Here is a 21,117-nt window from a genome sequence, read left to right as displayed (position 1 = left end):
CGCTGACCTGTGGCGACAGGATGCTGATAGCGGGCGGCAAGCCGCAGACGCTTTCCTGGTGCATGGAGCGACGGGGGCCTTCGCAGCCGCATTCACCTGTGCGATTCCGGCGACGCCGACCGGCGCGATGACGTCCGGTGCGGAAAGGCATGCAGGTCGCTTTCTGACGATGAGAGCACGGGCCGGTGTCGGGCCGGGAGGGGTGGAACAGGTGGCTGGAAAACTGCGCATCGCCGTTGCGGCGGCGGCCGTTTCGGTGAGCATCGTGGCCGCGACGGCGGCGATCACCCGGGCTGAGGAAGGCCCCAGCGCGGGCCTGGGCGGCGGAGGCGGGCAACTCGGCCCCCACGACCGGTACGTCATCGGCACGTTCAACATGGGGGGCTACAACCGTCAGCTGGGGCGTCGAGGAAACGAGGTGCCCGAGGCGCTGGTCAGAGAGGTCCTCATGCGCAGGCCCGCCGTCGTCGCCATCCAGGAGGCGTGCCGCGACTGGATGGACTACCTCGACCGGCGGCTCCCCGGATACACGGTCGTGTTCGATCCCGTACGGGCGAGCAGGCCGGGCACGCCGCCGGGCGACCCGATCCAGAGGCTGCACCAGGCGGCACGAGACGGGAAACCGGCTCAGTGGGAGGATCCCACCGGCCGGGAAGGTCAAATGCCCAAGCGGTGGATGCAATGCAAGGTCCCCTCATGGATTCCGATGAGCGTGGATAGTCCGGAGATGGTCAAGGCCGCACCGCCCCGGGCATTCGGCAACGCCGTCCTCTACCGCAACGACCTCGGCATCGAGGCCATCGGCGCCCCCTACGGCCGGAAGGGGCACGGCCTGGGCACCGACACGGTTCATGTCGCGGAACCAGGGGGAGATTGGCGGAATCTGGGCATCCAACGTGAGCAGCGTGAGATGTTGTGCGTGAAGTCCTCGGCGAGGAAGCTGGTCGCCTGTTCCTTGCACCTGTCCGCCGGGACCCAGCACCAGGACGCTCTCCTGCGTGCCCAGGAGGCGTCGCAAGCCAGGTGGATTCTGCGGAACAGATTCCCCGCCGACTACACGGTATTCGTCGGAGGCGACTTCAACGCATCACCGACCGAACGGCCGGCGGATTTCTTCTACCACACCGGCTACGGAAACGGAGCGGTGGGCGATCTCAAGGAAGCGACCAGTCCCTGCCAGAACAGAATCGAGCCGCGGTTCCACGCCCGCCTCGGGCTCTACCAGTGCCGCGGCGGCGTGCAAACCATCGCGGGCCGCAAGATCGACTACCTGTTCGTTTCGCCGCGGGTACGAGTGAATTCCTCGGAGGCGGGGCCGTTGACAGAGGACCACCGCACGTTGTGGGCCGAAGTGGTGGCCTGACGTCGCCGGCAACCTGCAAATCCGATTGCGCATGGACTCAGGGGCTGACCACCTCGAAACTTCGTGCGCCCGCATTGAGAGATTCAAGTACATGAAGCGCTCAAGCGAGAATCGTTGATCATGCAGACCAAGCGGCGTCCGCCAGGGGAGAAGACGACACTCCTCGTGTTCTTCCCCTCCGCCGCGCGTTGTCTGGGAGTCGGGCGGGGAGGCAACGGCTCGATCAGCGCCCACTCGGCCACGGAACCACGTCGTGACCAACATGTCGACGATCACGCGGCGCGCTGTGCGGTGCACTCGTCCACCGCCATCGCGGGGGGCGCGAGGTGCCCGCTTGTTTCGGCAGGGTCCGCGCAAGTGGGCCGCCGTCAGCCGGGAGGAGCCGTGATATTTTGCGGCTTTCCCAGGTCATGCAGGGTGAGCGTCGCCTTGAACTTCACCATTGGCGCCCCGTCCCCCCGACCTGCGTTGAACTCGCTCACCATCGTCAGCACCCGCGGCCGGGACCGCTCGTCCACCCAGAGTTTGGAATTGAAGAGCGCATCGCCGGGATACACGCTGAGTGCGGTCTCACGCATCTCGGGGACGTCATCCAGGCAGTCGGCGATGGTGCAGGAAAGGGAGTAAACGCTCATCTGCTCGCCGCCCGTGGCCGACGGAGACGGGCGTGAGAGGAGGGCCGCCTGGTCACGGTACATAGCGGCGATCATGGTGGAGTTCATCATGGCGTCGGTGCTCGCCGGGTCGTATCCGCGCTTTCCGAAGGCCCGGGGGCCCCGCGGGAGCGTCCGCCACCGGTCGGACTGGAGGGTGTTGCGCACGTGCACCTGGTCGCCGACCGTGATCACGCGCACCGCTCCCGTCCTGACCAGATCCTCGCTGTACTGGCGGTCGATCGTGGTCTTGACCGAGAACAGGTCCAGATCGGTGGCGGGGCGCCCCGGCATGGATCGATGCGTCCCCCGCATCTGTGCGGACATCCGGAACGACGGGATCGCGAGAGTGTGCGCATAGACGTCGACCTCGGTATCCGCCCGATGCGGCTCACCGGTCAACGCGGCGAGGGCTTTCTCCAACTTCCTTGTCGCCTTCTGCTCGGGAGTCTCTTCGGCCGCGCACCCCGCCGACGTCATCGCCAGCGCGCAGAGCCCAGCCGCCACCGCCCACCACTTCATGGAATCTTCCTTCCGGCACGCCACTGCACAGGCCGCGGAGAAGGCATGCCGCCCCCCGGCCCCAGCCGCACCCTGGATAGCCGATTCCCGCTGTCCGTCGGCTATCAGATGGCTGTCATACCTGGTCAGTGCAAGGTCACGCATGACCGAGATCTCTGAAGTGCCTCATCACCAGGCGGACCGGGGTTCCCGCTACGGGCTCTGGCACGAGCCGACGGAATCTGCCGTCCCCGCGGCCCAGGGGCCGGTCGGCCGCGCACTGCAGGCGTTCGGCGTCCACTAGGACCACGACGTCTACGACGTCGCTGATGGCGTCGTCTGCCCGGTCCAGTCCATGCGGAACCTGGGCCGGTCCGAGGACCCCGCCATCAGCACGCGGCAGTCCGACGACATCTTCCTGAAGGTCCGCTTGCGGTGACGGTCGAGGTCTTTCCACGACACGACCGTGCCGGAAACCACAGACCGGCTGACGAATCCGTCCCGGCAAGCCGCGTTGGCGCTGCCGGCCTGTCGCGGACGCCCGTGCCTAAAGGCATGTCGGAACAGCTCGATGCGGCAGCGTGCCGCACTGACCCCCCGCTCTGCTGCCGGACTGTTGGACGCGACCTGCTTCGGGAGCTCCCATCAACCTCTGGGGTGATCCGCTCCCAGGGTCGGACACAACACCAAAGGGCCGCATTCCATGTTAGGAATACGGCCCTGACGTGTGTCTTCGTGGTGGAGCTGAGGGGATTTGAACCCCTGACCCCCTCGATGCGAACGAGGTGCGCTACCGGACTGCGCTACAGCCCCGAGGACTCCGTAAGGTTAGCAAACATCGTGGGGTGTTCGCGCATCGGTTACTCGCCGACGGCGCGGCGGTCGTCGGCGTACTGGTCGAAGACCTCTTCGGGGGTGACCAGCTCGATGACCTCGGCGGGCTCGGCGGCTTCGGCGGCGCGGCGGGCCTCCAGGGCGCGGGCGCGGGCCGCCGCGCGGGCTTGGACGGCGGCGCGGCGGCGGGCGGCGTCCATGCCGACGGCGACGCGGAGCAGCGCCAGGTGGCCGGCCAGCAGCAGGACCGGGGGCGCGGTGATCCACCAGGGCGCGAGGCCGGACGCGGCGACGGCGACGGCGGTGAGGACCAGCGCGGTGAGGCCGGTCGTGCGGCGGCGGCGCCGGGCGATGACGGTGGCCCGGCCCACCGGGCGGCGGGGCTCGGGGATCTCCTCGGTGAGCGGCTCCTCCTCATCGTCCTCGGTCTCCTCGGGACGCTTGTGGAGGAGGCGGGAGATTCCGGTCGCCTCGGTGTCGCGGCGCAGCCACATGGGCACGAGGACGATGGCCCAGACGGCGACGATGGCGAAGTACAGGACGGCGCTGCTCATCGGCCCCACCGTTCCCGGGCACGCTCAAGTGGCGGGCCGACTTTCGGCGCGCGAACGTGCAATGGGAGCAGGGTCACGCCCCGCACGGTACGAGGGGGTGTCAGAGGTTGACGAGTATAAGGGGCGGTGTGTCGCGAGATCGTTCCCGCCGTTACTCTCCGTTTGCCGGGCCTTCTCGATCGCAGGATTCTTACGACGGGAAAGTCATGGCCGGCTCAGGTGTGCCGGGGAAATGCCTGTTTCCGGCCGGCCAGCCAGCGGGCGCGCAGGCCACCGGGCACGTCCTCGACGGTGAGGGCGTAACAGATGTGGTCGCGCCATGCGCCGTCGATGTGCAGATGGCGGCGCCGAATTCCCTCTTCGCGGAATCCGAGTTTTTCGACGACGCGGCGGCTCGCGGTGTTCTCCGGACGGATATTCGCTTCGAGGCGGTGCAGGCCGACGGTGAAGAAACAGTGGTCGACGGCCAGGGCCACGGCGGTGGGAATGACCCCGCGTCCGGCGACGCGCTTGTCGACCCAGTAGCCGATCTGGGCGGACCTGGCCGAACCCCAGACGATGGCGCCGATGGTGAGCTGACCGGCGAATTCGTCCTCGTGGGTGACGACCCAGGGCAGCGCGAGACCCTGGCGGGCCTCGCGGCGCATGGTGTGGACCATGCTGAGGTACGGTCCGAGCCCGCTGCGGAACAGCGGCGTCTCGGGGTTCGTGGGCTCCCAGGGGCGGAGCCAGTCGGCGTTGCGGACCCGCAGTTCACGCCAGACGGCGGCGTCGCGATGCCGCAGCGGGCGCAGCCCGACAGGGCCTTCGGTCAGGGTGACCGGCCATCCCCGCAAACGTTCCACGCTTCCATGATTCCCTGGCCGGACGTCAGGACGCCATCAATTGGCACCGAGAAATCGGGCACGCGGGATGTTCGGTCACGGGAGTCACACGCGGCGGCCCTGTTTCATCACCCAGGCGACGCGGAGATCGGCGTCCAGGACGACCAGGTCGGCGTCCTTGCCCGGCTCCAGTGAGCCGACGCGGGAATCGATGCCCAGCGCGCGTGCCGGTGTGAGGGACGCGGCCTCGGCGGCCCGCTCCACGGGCAGGCCGATGTCGGCCACGGCGCGGCGGAAGGCGTCCGCCATCGTGATCGTGCTGCCGGCGATGGACGTCCCTCCGGCGAGGGTGGCGCGGCCGTCGCGGACCTGGACGTCCATGACGCCGAGGCGGTAGTCGCCGTCGCCCATCCCGGCCGCGGCCATCGCGTCGGTGATCAGCGCGACCCGGGGCGAGGCCGCGAACGCCAGGCGGACCACGGCGGGCTCGACGTGGACGCCGTCGTTGATCAGCTCGACGGTGACCCGGGGGTCGTTCAGCGCGGCGGCGACCGGCCCGCCCTCGCGGTGGTGCAGCGGCCGCATCGCGTTGAACAGGTGCGTCGCCACCCGCGCGCCCGCGTCGAACGCCGCGCGCGCCGTCTCGCCGGTGCCGTCGGTGTGGCCGACGGCGGCGATAACGTCCGAGGCGACCGCCTCCTGGACGAGGTCGAGGGCGCCCGGCAGTTCGGGCGCGAGGGTGATCATGCGGACGTGCCCGCGCCCGAGCCGGACGAGCCGGCGGAACTCGCCGAGGTCGGGGGCCCGCAGCAGCGCCGGGTCGTGCGCGCCGCAGCGGTCGCGGGCCAGGTGGGGGCCTTCGAGGTGGATGCCCGCGATCACGCAGTCCGCGGCGAGGTCCGCCAGGCCCGCGACGGCGTCGGCCAGTTCGCCGGGGGCTCCGGTGACGAGGCTCGCCATCGTGGTCGTCGTCCCCTGCGCGAGGTGGAACGCCGCGGCCCGCCGCGTCTCGTCCGGGTGTCCGAGCTGGTAGGACGCGCCTGCTCCACCGTGAACGTGCATGTCCACGAAGCCGGGAACGACGTAAAGTCCGTCGAGATCGATCACGTCTGCGGAACCGGCCGCCGACGCCGTGATCACACCGCCGGCGATGTGGAGGGCGCCGTGCCGGACGCCGTCCGGCAGGACGATCCGCGCGTTGACCAGAGAGACGGCGTCGACCGGCTTTGGCATGGAATCCCCTCGATGCGCGCCTATGATCGATGCTGATTGTTCCACGGCGGGAACGCGCAGGTAAGTCCAGCGACCACCGCCCGGACGGACGTCCGAAAGGGGGCCGGTGTGATCCGGCACGAGCGCTGGAACGCGCTGCTCGAAATGCTCGCGGACGCCGGACGGCTGACCGTCGAGGAGGCGTCCCAGCGGATGGCGGTGTCGGCCGCGACGATCCGCCGCGACTTCGACCAGCTCGCGCAGCAGCAGATGCTGACCCGCACCCGCGGCGGCGCCGTCGCGCAGAGCGTCAGCTACGACCTGCCGCTGCGGTACAAGGCGGCCCGGCACGCGTCCGAGAAGCAGCGGATAGCGGCGGCGACCGCCGAGCTGGCCAGGCCGGGGTCGATCATCGGGCTGAACGGCGGGACGACGACGTCCGAGGTCGCCCGGGTGCTCGCCACCCGCGCCGACCTGCACGCCGAGGGGTCGGCTCCGGCGCTCACGATCGTGACGAACGCGCTGAACATCGGCAACGAGCTGGCCGTCCGGCCGCATGTGAAGATCGTCCTGACCGGCGGGGTGCCGCGGCCGCAGTCCTACGAGCTGACCGGGCCGCTCGCCACCGGCATCTTCGACCATGTCACGCTGGACGTCGCGATCATCGGGGTGAACGGGGTGGACGCCCGGCACGGCGCAACCTGCCACAACGAGGGCGAGGCGGACGTGAACCGGCTGATGTCCGAGCGCGCCGACCAGGTGGTCGTGGTGGCGGACGGTTCGAAGATCGGGCACCGCGCGTTCGCGCGGATCTGCGGCATCGATGAGATCGACGTCCTGGTGACGGACGGCACCGTGCCCGAGGACGAACTGACCGCTTTCACCGAGGCCGGCGTCCGCGTCATCCGGGCATGACCGGTTCCGCGAGGCCGCTCAGGAGGGCGGACGCGGGTGGTCGCCGCCCCTGATCTGGTCCACGGCGTGGGTCAGGACGCGGCCGAGGACGGTCATGCCGTCGCGGACGCCGCCGGTGGAGCCCGGCAGGTTGACGATGAGGGTGCGGTCCGCGACGCCGGCCAGGCCGCGCGACAGGATCGCGGCCGGGACCTTCTCGCGTCCTTCCAGCCGGATCGCCTCGGCGATGCCCGGTATCTCCCATTCGATGACCCGTCGGGTCATCTCCGGGGTCTCGTCGGTCGGGGTGAGGCCGGTTCCGCCGGACGTGACGACGACGTCGTAGCCCTCCGCGACCGCGTCCCGCAGGACCTCGGCGACCGGCTCGCCGTCGGGGACGACGACGGGGCCGTCGACCTGGCAGTCGAGGTCCTCCAGCATCTCGACGAGCACGGGCCCCGACCTGTCCTCGTAGACGCCGGCCGCGGCCCGGTTCGACACCGTGACCGCCATCGCCCTGATCACCGGCGCCACGCCCCGGTCTTGCCGCCGGTCTTCTCCTCGACCCGGACATCGGTGATCACGGCGGCGGGATCGATCGCCTTCACCATGTCGACCAGCGCGAGCGCGGCGACGCTGACGGAGGTGAGCGCCTCCATCTCCACGCCGGTCCGGTCGGCGGTGCGGGTCACGGCCGTGATCGCGACGCCCTCGTCCCGGATGTCGAGGTCGACGGTGACGCCGTGCAGCGCGATCGGGTGGCACAGCGGGACGAGGTCGGGGACGCGCTTGGCCCCCATGATCCCGGCGATGCGGGCGACGGACAGGGCGTCGCCCTTGGGGATGTCACCGGCGCGCAGCATTTCGACGCACGCGGCCGACAGGCGGACGAATCCCGTGGCCGTCGCCGTCCGGGACGAGACGTCCTTCGACGACACGTCGACCATGCGGGCCGATCCCTTGTCGTCCAGATGGGTGAACTCCGACCCCATGGCACTCATGACGGCAACCTCATGACCTCGACGCGGGAACCGGCCCGCATGGCTTCGACGTCCTCCGGAAGCTCGATCAGCGCGTTCGCCGAGGAGAGCGAGCCGAGCTGGTGCGAGCCCTGCACCTCGGCCGCCGTAACGCTGTAGGAGCCCCGGTCGGACGACAGCCTGCCGCGCAGGAAATGGCGGAGCCCAGCAGGCGACGTGAGGTCTTCGGCGAGTACGGCGCTCACGGTCGGGAGGGGTTCGGGAGCCAATCCCTGCATCGCCATGAGCGCGGGTCGGACGAACACCTGGAACGACACATACGCGCTCACCGGGTTCCCAGGGAGCGTGAAGATCGGCGTGCCTTCGAGGAGACCGAACCCTTGGGGCTTACCCGGACGCATGGCCACCTTGTGGAAGCCCACCGTCCCGGTGCCGGCGAGCACTTCCTTGACGACGTCCCTCATGCCCATGGAAACGCCGCCGGTTGTGACGATGGCGTCGGCCCGAACAAGCTGGTCATGAAGCATTTCCAAGATCTTGGCGGGCTCGTCCTCCACCGTGGCCTGCCGATATCCCACTCCGCCTGCCTCGACCACAGCGGCGGTGAGCATGAAGCTGTTCGACTCCCAGATCTGTCCGGGCGCCAGTGGCGTGCCGGGTTCGCGCAACTCGTCGCCTGTGGAAACGACGACGATGCGCGGCTTCGGACGCACCGTCACCCGGGATCGTCCCACCGCCGCGAGCATGCCGATCTGGGCGGCGCCGAGCCGCGTGCCGGCGTCGGCGACGACCTGCCCGGCGAGGACGTCCTCCCCCGCCCGGCGGATGTAGTTGCCGGGCGGGGCGGCGCGAGAGACCCGCACGGTGGCGTTGCCGCCGTCCGTCCACTCGACCGGGATGACCGCGTCGGCGCCGGCCGGCAGCGGCGCGCCGGTCATGATCCGGGCGGTCAGGCCCGGCCGGATCGCCGACACGCCGGGGTCGCCCGCGACGATGTCGCCGACGACCGGCAGCGTGACCGGCCCGGTCTCGGTGGCCGCCGCGATGTCGGCCGCGACGACGGCGTAGCCGTCCATCGCGGAGTTGTCGAACGGCGGCAGCGGCGCCGGCGCGGACACGGGCTCCGCGAGCACCGTGCCCTGCGCCTCCAGCAGCGCCAGTTCGAGCGGCGGCAGCACCGCGACGCTGCCGAGGATCTCCGTCAGATGCTCGTCGACCGTTCTCATGCCCACGGCCCCAGTCTGGCGCCCGTCACGAGCCGGCGGCGTCACCCACGCCGTCCTGCCTGCGGACGAACTCGCGCAGCCACGGGATGAACTCCGGCGCCAGATCAGGACGTTCCGCGGCGAACTGGACCACCGTCCGCAGGTACTCCAGCTTGTTGCCGGTGTCGTAGCGGCGGCCCCGGAACTTCACCCCGTAGACGCCCCCGCCCTGGTCGGCGGGCATGTCGGCGAGGGTGCGCAGCGCGTCGGTCAGCTGGATCTCGCCGCCCCGGCCCGGCGGGGTCTTCTCCAGGACGTCGAACACCGCGGGGTCGCAGACGTACCGGCCGATGATGATCCAGTTGCTCGGCGCCTCCTCGGCGGCGGGCTTCTCGACGAGGTCGGAGACGCGCACGACGTCGTCCTCGCCGGTCGCCTCGATCGCCGCGCAGCCGTACGCCGACACCTGGTCGGGCTCGACCTCCATCAGCGCGATGACGCTGCCGCCGTGCTGGTTCCGCACCTCGATCATGCGCCGCAGCAGCTTGTCGCGGTCGTCGATCATGTCGTCGCCGAGCAGCACCGCGAACGGCTCATGGCCGACGTGCTGGCGGGCGCAGTGCACCGCGTGCCCGAGCCCCTTCGGTTCGCCCTGCCGGACGTAATGCATGATCGCCAGGTCGCTGGACTCGTGCACGGCGTCGAGCCGCTCGTCGTCGCCCTTCGCGCGCAGCGCCTCCTCCAGCTCGTAGGCCCGGTCGAAGTGGTCCTCGATGGAACGTTTGCTGCGCCCGGTGACCATGAGCACGTCGGTGAGCCCGGCGTCGACCGCCTCCTCCACGACGTACTGGATCGCCGGTTTGTCGACGATGGGCAGCATTTCTTTTGGAGTCGCCTTGGTTGCGGGCAAGAATCGTGTACCGAGGCCGGCCGCCGGGACGACCGCCTTGAGCACAGGTGCAATGTCGGCCATGTACTGACCCTAGTCACCCGCGAGGACAACAGCGTGCAGGACATCGTTTCGAAGACCGATCTCCGGGCCGCGGTGCTCGGACGACGTGCGGCGATGCCGCCCGAGGCCCGTGCGGAGGCGGCGCGCCCGATCCGGGACGCGCTGCTGTCCGTCCCGGAGGTCGAGATGGCCGGGACCGTCGCGGCGTACGTCTCGATCGGCAACGAACCGGACACGCGCAGCCTGCTGTTCGCGCTGTGGAAGCGCGGGACGTACGTGCTGCTCCCCCGGCTGCTCCCGGACGGCGATCTCGACTGGGCGTCCTACGAGGGGCCGGACTCGCTCGTCCCGGGCGCCCGCGGGTGCCTGGAGCCGTCCGAGCCCCCGCGCGGCGTGAACGCCGTGGGCAGCGCGGACGTCGTCGTGGTGCCCGCCGTGGCGGTCGACCGGACGGGCATACGCCTCGGGCGCGGCGGCGGCTCCTACGACCGGGCGCTCGCGCGGGTCGGCCCGGCGATCCTGACCGTGGCGCCGCTGTACGACGCCGAGCTGGTGGCGAGCCTGCCCGCGGAGCCGCACGACCAGCGCGTCCGGGCCGTGGTGACGCCGTCGCAGGGGCTGGTCCGCCTCGGCTGACCCGGCCGCCGGGCTCGTAGAGTGAGAGGGCCAAGATCGCGGACGGGGGACGCGGTCGGAGACGGCCTGACAGGAGGTTCGAGATGACGGCGCCGTGGCGGATCCTTTCCCTGCCCCCGATCGGAGAAGAGATCGTCCGGGGGTTGTTCGCGCCGCTCGGCGACGCCGCGGAGGTCGCGTTCCCGCGGACCAGGGATCGGGCCGGCCTGCTCGCCGCGCTTCCCGGCGCCGACATCGTGATCGGCGACTTCACCGGACGGCTGGCGCTGGACGCCGAGGCCGTGGCCGCGGCGCCGCGCGTGTCGTTCGTGCAGATGCCCTCTGTCGGGACGGACAGCATCGACGTAGCCGCACTGACGGAGGCGAACGTGCCGGTGGCGAACGCGGCGGGCTTCAACGCGCGCGGGGTCGCCGAATGGGCGGTCGGCGCGGCGTTCGCGCTGTGCCGCAACCTCGTCTGGGGCGACCGTGCCGTCCGGGCGGGCGGGTGGCCGCAGATGGAGATGGCGGGACGGCATCCGCGCGAGATCCATTCCCAGCGCGTCGGCATCGTCGGGTTCGGCGCGATCGGTGCCGAGGCCGCGCGGCTGTTCGCGGCGCTGGGCTGCACGGTGTCGTACTGGTCAAGGCGGAAACGTCCGGACGCGACGGTCACGTATCGCGAACTGGACGACCTCGTCTCGACGTCGGACATCCTTGTCCTCGCCTTGCCGCTGACCGACGAGACCAGGGGGCTGATAGGGCCGGAACGTCTCGCCCTGCTGCCGGACAAGGCGCTGCTGGTGAACGTGGCGCGCGGGGGCATCGCGCCTGACGACGCGGTCATCGCCGCTCTGGATTCGGGTCGGCTGGCGGGTGCCGCCCTGGACGTGTTCGACAAGGAACCGCTTCCCGACGGGCATCCACTGCGTTCCCATGAGCACGTCCTGCTGTCGCCGCATGCGGCGGGGGCGTCCGTCCAGTCACAGTTCAACCTGGTCGCGATGGTGCAGGAGAACGTCATCGCGGCCGTCCAGGGACGTGACGTGCAGAACATCGTCAACGGGGTAAATCCGCAGGTCACACGGCGATAGCGGAGATCCCGGACACGCCATCCCTCAACCGTAAATATGCGATCGGCTCGTGAATCTGTAGGATTGCTAAACGATCAACTTTGACGACCTCGAAGGGTGGGATGTTGCACCTCGACATCTGGCTACTCCTCGGGGCCACGCTTGTACTCAGCGCTATCGTCGCCGTCAGGCTGTCGCACAAGGCGGGTCTCCCGACCCTGCTGGCCTACATGGGCCTCGGCCTCTTCATCGGCGAGTCCGGCCCCCTCCACATCTATTTCGACAACGCGGAACTCGCCGAGACGCTCGGCCTGGCCGCCCTCGTCCTGATCCTCGCCGAGGGCGGTGTCACCACCAGCTGGCGGCACGTGCGGCCCTCGGTGCCGGCCGCGCTCAGCGTGTCCACCGTCGGCACCCTGATCAGCATCCTCGTCGTCGCGTTCGCCGCCATGTGGCTCGTCGGCATGGACTGGCGGCCCGCCTTCCTGCTCGCCGCGGTGCTCGCCCCGACCGACGCCGCGGCCGTGTTCTCGGTGCTGCGCCGGCTGCCGCTGCCGTCCCGGCTGTCCGGCCTGCTGGAGGCCGAGTCCGGCTTCAACGACGCGCCCGTCGTGATCATCGTGGTCACGCTCAGCGCGCACAGCACCGCCCCCAACCTGGCCGAACTGCTCGGCGTGATGATCTACGAGCTGGTCGCCGGCGGGATCATCGGCTTCGCCATCGGCTGGGTGGGCGCCCAGGCGCTGCGCCGCATCGCGCTGCCCGCGTCCGGCCTCTACCCCATCGCCGTCCTGTCGCTGTCCATCGGCGCCTACGGGGCCGCGTCGCTGCTGCACTCCAGCGGGTTCCTCGCCGTCTACGTGAGCGCGCTCGTCCTCGGCAACTCGCGGCTCCCGCACCGCCCCGCCACCAGGGGGTTCGCCGAGGGCGTCGGATGGCTCGCGCAGATCGGGCTGTTCGTGATGCTGGGCCTGCTGGCCGATCCCGGAGACCTTCCCGGCCAGATCGTGCCCGCCCTCGTCATCGGATTCGTGCTGCTCCTCGTCGCCCGTCCCGTGTCGGTGGTGCTTTCCACGCTCGGGTTCGGGATGTCGTGGGGCGAGAAGATGTTCGCGTCCTGGGCCGGCCTGCGGGGCGCCGTCCCGATCGTCCTGGCCACCATCCCGATGGTGGCGGAGGTCCCGAGCGCCGACCGGATGTTCGCGATCGTCTTCAACATCGTCGTCGTGTTCACGCTGCTCCAGGGGCCGACGCTGCCGCTGGTCGCGCGCTGGTGCCGGCTGAAGAGCGACGAGCAGACCCGTGAGCTGGACGTCGAGGCGGCGCCGCTGGAGGAACTGCACGCCGACCTGCTGGAGGTGCGGATTCCCGCCGACTCCATGATGAGCGGCGTGGAGATCTTCGAGCTGCGGCTGCCGCCCGGCGCGTCGATCACCCTCGTCGTGCGGGAAGGGGCGAGCTTCGTGCCCGAACCCACCACGCCCCTGCAGGCGGGCGACACCCTCCTGGTGGTCACCACCGAGGCCGTGCGCGAGACCGCCGAACGCCGGCTGCGCGCGGTCAGCCGGAAGGGCAGGCTGGCAGGGTGGTTCGGCGAGACCGGCGGCTGACCTCCGGCCCGCCGGGGAACATCCCGGGGGCGAATCCTGTTCCACGCATGGGTACCATTAGCAGTCGTTCAGAGTGAGTGCCAGTCCGGGCTCCGCCGGACTGAGTCAGCGAGGAGGAACCGTGCCGACGTATCAGTACGTTTGCACCGAGTGCGGCGAGCCTCTGGAGGTCGTGCAGAAGTTCAGCGACGACGCGCTGACCGAGTGCCCGGCATGCAGCGGCAGGCTCCGCAAGGTCTTCTCGGCGGCGGGGATCATCTTCAAGGGGTCCGGCTTCTACCGCACCGACAGCCGCGGCTCGGGCAAGTCGTCCTCGACCGTGGGCGCCTCGTCCAACGGGTCGTCCAACGGCTCGGGTGAGTCCAGCGGCTCCTCAGGCGACTCCGCCAAGGCGTCCTCGTCCTCCTCTGACTCCTCGTCGTCTTCGTCTGGGGGCGACTCGTCGTCGTCCAGCAAGTCGTCCTCCTCGTCTGAGAAGGTCGCCTGACCTTCTAGGGTCTCGTACGCGCACCGGGGGATCCGCTGATGGATCCCCCGGCTTTTCCTGTGCCCTGACGCCGCCGGCTACATCTTCCGATGTAGCCGGCGGCTTTTCTGTGCCTCGAAGGAGGTAGCCGACTTCCCTCCTCATGCCGGACGCGCAGGCGGGCCGGCCTGGCGACCATTGAGGAGATGGGAGATACGGCCCGGGTCGTCCGGAACCGCCCCGGCTTGACATAGCTCTACTTTAGAGAGACTCTTAGTTCGAGAAGCTCGTCAGCACATCTTGCTGGACGTAATCGCGATAGTACTTGACATGTCTCGCGGGTCGAGAGATTCTAACGCGAACGCGACATATCTCGAATCGCCCGGTGCACACAGGAGAGGAACCATGAGCGCACCTAGCCCGGCTCCCCCCAGGGGACGGTCACACCGCCTGGCCGGACTGATCGCCGGACGGCGGACCAAGTGGGCCGTCCTGGCCCTGTGGGTCGTCCTGCTGCTGGCCCTCGGCCCGCTCGCCGGCAAGCTCGGCGACGTCGAGGAGAACGACGCGGCCGCCTGGCTGCCCGGCGGCGCGGAGTCCACCCAGGTGGTGAGCCTGGAGAAGCAGTTCCGCAAGGACGAGACGATGCTCGCCGTCGTCGTCTACGAGCGGTCCGGCGGCATCACCCCGGCGGACAAGGCCAAGGCCGCCTCGGACGTCGCCGGGTTGCAGAAGCTGCCCGGCGCCCAGAAGGCACAGGGGCCGTTCCCGTCCAAGGACGGCAAAGCCCTGCAAACCCTCGTGCCCCTGACGGACGTGGACCTCACCGGCGCCGTCGACCAGGCGCGCGACCTCGCCAAGCGCGGACCTCCCGGACTGACCGCGCACGTCACCGGCCCCGCCGGCGGTGGCGCCGACCAGTTCGAGGTCTTCCAGAGCCTCGACGGCTTCCTGCTCATGGCCGCAGGGCTCGTCGTCATCGTCCTGCTGCTCTTCATCTACCGCAGCCCGATCCTGTGGTTCGTCCCTGTGCTCGGCGCCGTCTTCGCCCTAGGGCTCGCCCAATCGACGGTGTATCTGCTCGCCAAGTACGCGGACCTCACCGTCAACGGCCAGAGCGCCGGAATCCTGACCGTCCTCGTCTTCGGCGTCGCCACCGACTACGCGCTGCTGCTCGTCGCGCGCTACCGGGAGGAACTGCACCGGCACGAGGACCGGCACGAGGCCATGGCGTACGCGCTGCACCGCGCGGGGCCCGCCATCATCGCGTCCGCCGCCACCGTCGCGATCGGTCTGCTGTGCCTGCTGCTCGCCGACATGAACTCCACCGCGGGCATGGGTCCCGTGGCCGCCGCCGGCGTCCTCACCGCGCTCGCCGCCATGACGACCCTCCTGCCGGCCCTTCTCGTCATCTTCGGCCGCTGGCTGTTCTGGCCGCTGATCCCCCGGTACGACGAGAAGTACCTGAAGCCGGAGGCTTACGAAGCCGAGCACGGCATGTGGAACCGCGTGGCCGGTCTGGTCGGCAGGCGCCCGCGCGCGCTCTGGGCCGTGACCATGCTCGGACTGATCGTCCTCACGCTCGGCCTGGGCTCGCTCAAGGCGGACGGCCTGTCGGACGCGGGACAGTTCACCGGAAAGCCCGACTCGGTGAAGGGTTCCGCGGTCGTCGCCCGGCACTACCCCGCCGGTTCGGGTTCGCCGGCCGTCGTCATCGGATCCGCACCGGCGTCCGGCCCGCTCGCGCAGACCCTCCGCGGGACGCCCGGCGTCGCCGAGGTCGGCCCGCCGGTCACGGCGAACGGACTGGTCAAGTACGAGGCGACCCTCAAGGACCCGGCCGACAGCGAGGCCGCACGCACGACCATCGACCGGCTGCGGACCGCGGCGCACTCGGTCCCGTCCGCGGACGCCAAGGTCGGCGGCATGACCGCGACGCAACTGGACATCAAGCGCGCCTCCGCCCGCGACAACAAGCTGATCATCCCGATCGTGCTGGGTGTGGTGTTCCTGATCCTCATCGCGCTGCTGCGCGCCGTCGTCGCGCCGCTGCTGATGATGGGCACCGTAGTGCTGTCGTTCCTCGCCTCGCTCGGCGCCTGCGCGCTGATCTTCGAGCACGGCTTCGGCTTCGAGGGCACCGACTCCGGCTTCCCGCTGCTGACGTTCATCTTCCTGGTCGCGCTGGGGGTCGACTACAACATCTTCCTGATGCACCGCGTCCGGGAGGAGTCGCAGGCGCTCGGCACCCGCCGCGGCATCCAGCGCGGCCTCACCGTCACCGGCGGCGTGATCACCTCGGCCGGCCTGGTGCTGGCGGCCACGTTCGCGTCCATGGTCACGCTGCCCCTGGTGGGCATGGTCGAGATGGGCTTCGCGGTCGCGTTCGGCGTGCTGCTCGACACCCTGATCGTCCGGTCGCTGCTGCTGCCCGCCCTGTCGTACGACATCGGCCGGCGGATCTGGTCCCCGGGCCGGCTCGCCAAGGAGCCGGCCTCCACTCCGCCCAAGGTCCTCGACCCCGTCGGCTGACGGTGTACCCGGCGATGTGAAGGCGCCCGGCTCAGGCCGGGACCGGGGAAGGAAGGGGTCCGGCTTCGGCCGGGCCCCTTCTTCGCGGAGTTATCCACAATCGGCGGACGGCCTGCCGGGGCGGCGGGCCGGGTGGCTAGTGTCGGCGCCATGTCCACTCAGCCTTCCGTCCCCCAGCCCGCCGCCGAGATCGGCGTCATCGGCGGCTCCGGGTTCTACTCGTTCCTCGACGACTTCGAGGAGGTGCGGGTCGACACCCCGTACGGCCCGCCGAGCGACCCCATCGCGATCGGCGAACTGGCGGGCCGCCGCGTCGCGTTCGTCCCCCGGCACGGCCGCGACCACCGGTTCCCGCCGCACCGGATCCCGTACCGGGCGAACATGTGGGCGCTGCGGTCCCTCGGCGTCCGGCAGGTGCTCGGCCCCTGCGCGGTCGGCTCCCTCACCCCCGACTACGGCCCCGGCACGCTGGCCGTGCCCGACCAGCTCGCCGACCGGACGTCCGGGCGCGAGCAGACCTTCTACGACGAGGGCGCGGCCGTCCACGTGTCGTTCTCCGACCCGTACTGCCCGGCGGGCCGCCGCGCCGCCGTGGAGTCCGCCCGGACGTCCGGATGGGACCCGGTCGACCGCGGCACCCTCGTCGTCATCGAGGGCCCCCGCTTCTCGACCCGGGCGGAGTCGCAGTGGTTCGCCTCCCAGGGCTGGACGCTGATCGGGATGACCGGCCATCCCGAGGCCGTCCTCGCCCGCGAACTGGCGCTCTGCTACACCTCCCTGTGCCTCGTCACCGACCTCGACGCCGGCATCGAGGAGGGCGAGGGCGTCACGATGGAGGAGGTCCTCCGCGTCTTCGGCCAGAACATCGGCCGGCTGCGCGATCTCGTCGCGGACGTCGTCAAGGCGCTGCCCGCCGAACGGTCCTGCCCCTGCCCGAACGCCCTGGACGGCATCAAGCTCCCCCTGGAACTGCCGTGAACGCCCGCTTAGCCCGCCTGCGGCGGCCGCTGGCGGCGCTGTTCGCCGCGGCCGCCGCGGGCCTCGCCCTCCTGGCGCTCCGCCCGGGGCCGCCACCGTCCGTCCGCGTCCTCGGCGCCGCCCGCGACCTTCCGGCGGGGACGGCCCTCGCACCGTCCGACCTGCGGTACCTGGAACTACCGGCGGCCGCCGTCCCGTCCGGCGCGCTCCGGTCGGGTGCCGCGGGCCGCGTCGTCGCCGGTCCCATGCGCCGCGGCGAACCCCTCACCGATGCCCGCGTCGTCGGCGACGGCCTGCTGCGCGGGTACGGGCCCGGGACGGTGGCCACACCCGTTCGCATCGCCGACGCGGACGCCGTCCGGCTCCTCCACCCCGGCGACCACATCGACGTGCTGACGGCCCCTCCCGACGGCGCCTCGCTCCGGCTCCCACCCGACGACGCCCCCGTGTCCGGCCCGCTCACGACGCACAGCGCCGACGTGCGTTCGTCCGGCCGTCCAGCGGGCTCCGGGCCGGGGTGGGGCGGGGCCCGGATGGTGGTGTCGGAGGTGCCGGTCCTCGCGGTTCCACCGCCGGACGAGGACGGCGGGCGCGAGGGGGCGCTGGTCATGCTCGCGACCGACCGGACCCAGGCGGTGGCGATCGCGGGGGCCGGCGCGCCGCTGACGCTGACGATCACCGGTCACTGAGGTCGCCCCGGCCCGCGCGAGAACGCACGTCAGAGATCGTTCATGCGCCGACTTGGCGAACCGAGAGGGTTTCATTACGATCCGTAGCCGTTCCGGTGCCTCTCAGCCAGGGGCGCACCCCCGACAATCCCTGGAGTCGGCAATGGGTGGATTCAAGAAGTTCCTCTTCCGCGGGAACCTGGTCGACCTCGCGGTGGCGTTCGTCGTCGGAGCCGCGTTCGCCAGCCTCGTGAAGGACTTCGCGACCTCCTTCATCACCCCGCTGATCGCGCTGATCGGCGGCAAGCCCGACTACACCGACCTGGCCGTCACGATCAACGGCACGAAGTTCCCGTACGGGGTCTTCGTGACGTCGGCGATCGCGTTCGTCATCACCGCCGTGATCGTCTACTTCCTGGTCGTGCTTCCGACGGCCAAACTGATCGAGCGGATGGACCGCGGCAAGGAGGCCACCGAGCGCGAATGCCCGCAGTGCCTCAGCGAGATCCCGGTGAAGGCGAGCCGCTGCCGCTACTGCACCGCGGACCTCGTCCCCGCCACCGAGATCCCCTCCTAGACCCCGCGGCGGACGGCCCTGCTCACTCGTTCTCCGTCCCGAACTCCCAGTGCCAGGGCTCGAACGGGTTGCTGTAGGCCCACGATGGGTGGATCCATCCGTACTTCCCGGCGTGGGCCTCCATCCAGTTGAACTGGACGGAACCCGAGCTCTGCACGCCGCCGCACAGGTCGAGGGCCTGCCCCTTGCCGTGGTTGCTCGTCCCCGGGACGGCCGCGAACCCGGGGCGCTGGGCATAGACCGCGTGCTGCTCGGACAGGCTCCGGTACGCGTCCGTCACGCACATGTCGCGGCCGAAGTTGCGCTTGTACGCGGCGTTCAGCTTGTAGAAGGCGAGCGCCGCGTCCGCGCGCAGCTTGTGCCCCCCCTTCTGCGGCAGGTCGCAGAGGTACTTCGACGGGATGAGCCCGTTGGGGAACTTCTTGGCGTCCGCCGCGAGGCTCTTGTCGCAGCCGAGTTCGAGCCGTTTCTGCCGGGTCACGGCGAGCTTGTCGAGCATCGCGTTGAGCTGCTTGGTCAGCTGCGCCGACCGGGTCTTCAACCCGTCCACCTCCTGCTGGAGGCGGGTCTGCTCGACCGCGTTCTTCGACTGCAGCTCCTGCACGGTGGACGCGAGCCGCTGCCGCCGGTCCTGCAGCTCGTCGGCACGGTCCACAAGAGCCTTCTGCGACCTGGCGATCAGCGTCACGTCCGCCGTCGACCGCAGCGCCTGGCTCGGGTCGCCGCCGCCGAAGATCGCCATGGACCCGGTCGCGCCACTCTGCTGGTAGGAGGTGTTCGCGAGCCTGGCCAGCGGCTGCCGGATACGGTTCAGCTCCGCCTCGGCTCCGGCGAGATCCTTCAGCGTGCCGCGCAGCTTGACCTGCGAGGCGGCGAGGTCCTTCTGCCGGCCCTCCATCTGCTTCGTGGCCTTCTCCAGCTCGGTGCGCGCCTTCGAGGCCTCGCGGCGCAGCGACTCGAGCGAGTCGGCCCCCGCCGCCGCGTTCGCGGCGCCGAGCGGTGAGAGCGTCGTCATCACCAGGAAGACCGCGGTCAGCGCCGCCGACCGGGGGTTCGGCACGGTGGTATTCCTCCTGATGCCCAAAAGCGGAACAGCGGCAGAACGCTACTACAGGTTCTACGATGACCTGTGCGTAACGGGTTCAGCGGCCACGGTGACGTTGCCCTTCACACCACTGCCGCATCCACCAGACGTCGTCCCACCCCGCCGGGCACGGCCGCCGCACCCGCGCCGACGGCGACGGCGACGGAGCGGGCGTCGTCCTCCGCGGCGTGACCACCGGCCGCGGGGGCCGGTCCGGCGCCTTGGTCGCGGCCTGCGGCTCCGTCTCGGGCGGCACGTATCTACCGAACGTCGGCTCCCCTTCCGGGGTCACGATCCGCTGCGGCGTTCCCGCCGTCTCCGGCCGCTCCTGGGCGGGCTCCTCCCGCAGCCCGACCGCGATCACCGACGCCAGCAGGACGGGCACCGTGAAAGCCACCGCCACGACCGCGATCCGCTTGCCGCGAGACGTGCCCTCGTCCAACTCGTCCTCGGCAACCCTGTCACTCGACTGCTCGCGATGCCGTCCGGTCACGCCACCGAAGCGTACCCACACCGGCCCCGCGGGGCCTAGGGCCCGAGCCCATAACAAGGAGCGCCCACCGCTCCCCTTCCCCTACTCTGTAGGAGCCGTCCGCTACGCTCTAGCCGCAAGCGAGACAAGCCTCCGTAGCTCAGGGGATAGAGCACCGCTCTCCTAAAGCGGGTGTCGCAGGTTCGAATCCTGCCGGGGGCGCCCCTACCACCAGTGCGAACAGGGCACTGGTCGGCACCAACACCGGGCAGCGCCTGGCGTAGGACGTCCAGATAAAAGTGGTCCTTCTCCGGAAGAGAAGGACCACTTCGTCAAAAAGCGCACCAAGACTGGACGGCACGCTCCAATTGGAAATCGGCCCAGCGCGACTGACGCGCCTGGCCGATGAGTCGTAGCGGTCGACCTCCGGCTTCATGCCGGGGCCGAAGAAGTCGGTCGCCCTCCGGGCGCCTTCTTCTTGATCATCTCAACAATGACAACGCGCAGGCCCGAGAGCCTAGGGCGTCGTCACAGTCGCCACTCCACCACGGAGACCAGCACGCTGCTCTCCACGCTGGTGCGCTCCATCACGGTGCGGCTCAGGCCGTGCATGGTGATCCGCATCGCGGCGAACTCCACCGTGGTGACGTGCACCGTGGTGAACTCCAGCACGCTGGACCGCATCGTGGCGGGGTCCAGCACGAGAATCTGCTCCACCGTGTACTCCACCAGGGTGGAGCGCACCAGGGTGAAGTCAACTCGGGCAGTGCCGAATCCGAGGATGTGGGCCTCGGGACGGAGGGTCGCGGGGTAGCGGCGGTCGGTCGAGATCATCATAGTGATCACACCTTTCGGGGCTTTTGTTCCGGACTGCATATGCAGAGGCCCCCCTTCGTGGTGGGGCCTGACCAAGACCGTACGGCGCCGGAGTCAACATGCAACATGGGTGGGCTCGCATTCAGAGGCGGCGATCAAGACCACCGCCGACCGGCCTCCCGCAGAATGGCGTGAGGCCGGATAAGCGCCCTCCGACGGACCGCCGGCGATCGGGCGGCGGTTCGACGGCGCGG

22 protein-coding genes and 2 tRNA genes are annotated in these 21,117 nt (G+C 70.2%); 12 read left to right on the top strand and 12 right to left on the bottom strand.

Features of this window, described 5'->3' with window-relative positions:
• The first annotated feature begins 58 nt into the window (after nucleotides 1–58).
• Nucleotides 59–1,363 carry an endonuclease/exonuclease/phosphatase family protein gene (locus ACQPZP_RS07995; RefSeq protein WP_433476986.1) on the top strand — a complete coding sequence of 435 codons (1,305 nt, stop codon included), beginning with the start codon at nucleotides 59–61 and terminating at the stop codon, nucleotides 1,361–1,363.
• Between the two features lie 368 nt (nucleotides 1,364–1,731).
• On the opposite strand, the gene ACQPZP_RS07990 is transcribed toward ACQPZP_RS07995, so the two are convergent.
• Nucleotides 1,732–2,538: a hypothetical protein gene (locus ACQPZP_RS07990; RefSeq protein ID WP_433476985.1), complete on the bottom strand. Its 807-nt coding sequence runs from the start codon at nucleotides 2,536–2,538 to the stop codon at nucleotides 1,732–1,734.
• 142 nt (nucleotides 2,539–2,680) lie between these two features.
• On the opposite strand from ACQPZP_RS07990, the gene ACQPZP_RS07985 reads away from it, so the two are divergent.
• Entirely contained in the window at nucleotides 2,681–2,821 is a 141-nt protein-coding gene (locus ACQPZP_RS07985) for a hypothetical protein (RefSeq protein WP_433476984.1), read from the top strand.
• Between the two features lie 432 nt (nucleotides 2,822–3,253).
• Here the strand turns inward: ACQPZP_RS07985 and ACQPZP_RS07980 are convergent.
• The 4 genes from ACQPZP_RS07980 to nagA all read right to left on the bottom strand — a co-directional run bounded on the left by ACQPZP_RS07980 (nucleotide 3,254) and on the right by nagA (nucleotide 5,962).
• Nucleotides 3,254–3,330: transfer RNA gene (locus ACQPZP_RS07980), tRNA-Ala, on the bottom strand.
• A 47-nt stretch (nucleotides 3,331–3,377) separates the two neighbouring features.
• A complete protein-coding gene (gene sepX / locus ACQPZP_RS07975; RefSeq protein ID WP_433476983.1) occupies nucleotides 3,378–3,905 on the bottom strand; it encodes a divisome protein SepX/GlpR in 528 nt (175 codons plus the stop codon).
• 215 nt (nucleotides 3,906–4,120) lie between these two features.
• Nucleotides 4,121–4,750 carry a GNAT family N-acetyltransferase gene (locus ACQPZP_RS07970; protein ID WP_433467035.1) on the bottom strand — a complete coding sequence of 210 codons (630 nt, stop codon included), beginning with the start codon at nucleotides 4,748–4,750 and terminating at the stop codon, nucleotides 4,121–4,123.
• Between the two features lie 84 nt (nucleotides 4,751–4,834).
• Nucleotides 4,835–5,962 carry an N-acetylglucosamine-6-phosphate deacetylase gene (nagA, locus tag ACQPZP_RS07965; protein ID WP_433476982.1) on the bottom strand — a complete coding sequence of 376 codons (1,128 nt, stop codon included), beginning with the start codon at nucleotides 5,960–5,962 and terminating at the stop codon, nucleotides 4,835–4,837.
• A 108-nt stretch (nucleotides 5,963–6,070) separates the two neighbouring features.
• Between nagA and ACQPZP_RS07960 the strand changes: the two genes are divergently transcribed.
• Nucleotides 6,071–6,856 (top strand): DeoR/GlpR family DNA-binding transcription regulator, encoded by a 786-nt coding sequence (locus ACQPZP_RS07960; protein ID WP_433476981.1) that lies wholly within the window; start codon nucleotides 6,071–6,073, stop codon nucleotides 6,854–6,856.
• 18 nt (nucleotides 6,857–6,874) lie between these two features.
• On the opposite strand, the gene ACQPZP_RS07955 is transcribed toward ACQPZP_RS07960, so the two are convergent.
• Genes ACQPZP_RS07955 through galU form a run of 4 tightly spaced genes read right to left on the bottom strand, consistent with a single transcriptional unit; the run spans nucleotide 6,875 to nucleotide 9,993 of the window.
• The gene (locus ACQPZP_RS07955) at nucleotides 6,875–7,348 is read right to left on the bottom strand and encodes a MogA/MoaB family molybdenum cofactor biosynthesis protein (protein WP_433479568.1); all 474 of its coding nucleotides are present in this window, start codon (nucleotides 7,346–7,348) and stop codon (nucleotides 6,875–6,877) included.
• A gap of 8 nt (nucleotides 7,349–7,356) precedes the next feature.
• Nucleotides 7,357–7,827, bottom strand: coding sequence for a cyclic pyranopterin monophosphate synthase MoaC (moaC, locus tag ACQPZP_RS07950; RefSeq protein ID WP_433479567.1), 471 nt, complete (start codon nucleotides 7,825–7,827; stop codon nucleotides 7,357–7,359).
• A 5-nt stretch (nucleotides 7,828–7,832) separates the two neighbouring features.
• Nucleotides 7,833–9,041, bottom strand: coding sequence for a molybdotransferase-like divisome protein Glp (gene glp, locus ACQPZP_RS07945; protein WP_433479566.1), 1,209 nt, complete (start codon nucleotides 9,039–9,041; stop codon nucleotides 7,833–7,835).
• A gap of 25 nt (nucleotides 9,042–9,066) precedes the next feature.
• On the bottom strand, nucleotides 9,067–9,993 hold the full coding sequence (gene galU, locus ACQPZP_RS07940) for a UTP--glucose-1-phosphate uridylyltransferase GalU (protein ID WP_433467032.1): 927 nt from the start codon (nucleotides 9,991–9,993) through the stop codon (nucleotides 9,067–9,069).
• A 33-nt stretch (nucleotides 9,994–10,026) separates the two neighbouring features.
• Between galU and ACQPZP_RS07935 the strand changes: the two genes are divergently transcribed.
• The 8 genes from ACQPZP_RS07935 (at nucleotide 10,027) to mscL (ending at nucleotide 18,491) form a co-directional block, all read left to right on the top strand.
• Complete coding sequence (locus tag ACQPZP_RS07935) at nucleotides 10,027–10,608, top strand: 5-formyltetrahydrofolate cyclo-ligase (protein ID WP_433467031.1); 582 nt, start codon at nucleotides 10,027–10,029, stop codon at nucleotides 10,606–10,608.
• An 83-nt stretch (nucleotides 10,609–10,691) separates the two neighbouring features.
• Complete coding sequence (locus ACQPZP_RS07930) at nucleotides 10,692–11,681, top strand: NAD(P)-dependent oxidoreductase (RefSeq protein WP_433476980.1); 990 nt, start codon at nucleotides 10,692–10,694, stop codon at nucleotides 11,679–11,681.
• Between the two features lie 101 nt (nucleotides 11,682–11,782).
• Nucleotides 11,783–13,270, top strand: a complete 1,488-nt coding sequence (locus ACQPZP_RS07925) for a potassium/proton antiporter (RefSeq protein WP_433476979.1) — start codon at nucleotides 11,783–11,785, stop codon at nucleotides 13,268–13,270.
• A gap of 121 nt (nucleotides 13,271–13,391) precedes the next feature.
• Nucleotides 13,392–13,757, top strand: a complete 366-nt coding sequence (locus tag ACQPZP_RS07920; RefSeq protein WP_433476978.1) for an FmdB family zinc ribbon protein — start codon at nucleotides 13,392–13,394, stop codon at nucleotides 13,755–13,757.
• A 384-nt stretch (nucleotides 13,758–14,141) separates the two neighbouring features.
• Complete coding sequence (locus ACQPZP_RS07915) at nucleotides 14,142–16,268, top strand: MMPL family transporter (protein ID WP_433476977.1); 2,127 nt, start codon at nucleotides 14,142–14,144, stop codon at nucleotides 16,266–16,268.
• Nucleotides 16,269–16,418: 150 nt separating this feature from the next.
• The gene (locus tag ACQPZP_RS07910) at nucleotides 16,419–17,246 is read left to right on the top strand and encodes an S-methyl-5'-thioadenosine phosphorylase (protein ID WP_433476976.1); all 828 of its coding nucleotides are present in this window, start codon (nucleotides 16,419–16,421) and stop codon (nucleotides 17,244–17,246) included.
• Entirely contained in the window at nucleotides 17,243–17,935 is a 693-nt protein-coding gene (locus tag ACQPZP_RS07905; protein ID WP_433476975.1) for an SAF domain-containing protein, read from the top strand. Before ACQPZP_RS07910 ends, ACQPZP_RS07905 begins: the two co-directional genes overlap by 4 nt.
• Before the next feature lie 142 nt (nucleotides 17,936–18,077).
• Nucleotides 18,078–18,491: a large conductance mechanosensitive channel protein MscL gene (gene mscL / locus ACQPZP_RS07900; RefSeq protein WP_433476974.1), complete on the top strand. Its 414-nt coding sequence runs from the start codon at nucleotides 18,078–18,080 to the stop codon at nucleotides 18,489–18,491.
• Between the two features lie 22 nt (nucleotides 18,492–18,513).
• Here mscL and ACQPZP_RS07895 read toward each other — a convergent pair whose 3' ends face one another.
• Complete coding sequence (locus ACQPZP_RS07895; RefSeq protein ID WP_433476973.1) at nucleotides 18,514–19,551, bottom strand: D-alanyl-D-alanine carboxypeptidase family protein; 1,038 nt, start codon at nucleotides 19,549–19,551, stop codon at nucleotides 18,514–18,516.
• An 82-nt stretch (nucleotides 19,552–19,633) separates the two neighbouring features.
• A complete protein-coding gene (locus ACQPZP_RS07890) occupies nucleotides 19,634–20,068 on the bottom strand; it encodes a hypothetical protein (protein WP_433476972.1) in 435 nt (144 codons plus the stop codon).
• Nucleotides 20,069–20,196: 128 nt separating this feature from the next.
• Here ACQPZP_RS07890 and ACQPZP_RS07885 point away from each other — a divergent pair.
• Nucleotides 20,197–20,269: transfer RNA gene (locus tag ACQPZP_RS07885), tRNA-Arg, on the top strand.
• 306 nt (nucleotides 20,270–20,575) lie between these two features.
• Here ACQPZP_RS07885 and ACQPZP_RS07880 read toward each other — a convergent pair.
• The gene (locus tag ACQPZP_RS07880) at nucleotides 20,576–20,884 is read right to left on the bottom strand and encodes a hypothetical protein (RefSeq protein ID WP_433476971.1); all 309 of its coding nucleotides are present in this window, start codon (nucleotides 20,882–20,884) and stop codon (nucleotides 20,576–20,578) included.
• Nucleotides 20,885–21,117: the final 233 nt, after the last annotated feature.

The organism is Spirillospora sp. CA-142024, assembly GCF_050942325.1.
GTDB lineage: Bacteria > Actinomycetota > Actinomycetes > Streptosporangiales > Streptosporangiaceae > Spirillospora.
Note: the sequence above shows the minus strand (reverse complement) of the source record. Positions and strands in the feature narration are given on the sequence as shown.